General features: G+C 57.1%; 1 pseudogene. It reads left to right on the plus strand.

What is annotated here, in order from left to right:
- Positions 1–240, plus strand: a pseudogene (locus tag AF337_RS45345) (glycosyltransferase family 2 protein); the annotation flags it as partial.

Raw genomic sequence — 240 nt, forward strand, 5'->3', positions numbered from 1 at the left:
CGGCGGAGCTGATGCGCAATTATCCTGATGTGGGGTTCGCGTTCGGGAATGCTCTCATAGCTGAGCCAGATTGCATCATGAGCAAGCGCGCTGATCCTCTCGGCGACAATAACGTGCATCCAATGCAGATCTTGTCCGGCCCCCAATTCATGCGGTTGAGTGGAGCAAGCAATCTCGTTCCAACGCCGACAGCTGTCGTGAGGACGGCGCTGCAAAAGCAGGTCGGCGGCTATCACAAGG

Source organism: Rhizobium ecuadorense, from assembly GCF_001187535.1.
Taxonomy (GTDB): Bacteria; Pseudomonadota; Alphaproteobacteria; order Rhizobiales; family Rhizobiaceae; genus Rhizobium; species Rhizobium ecuadorense.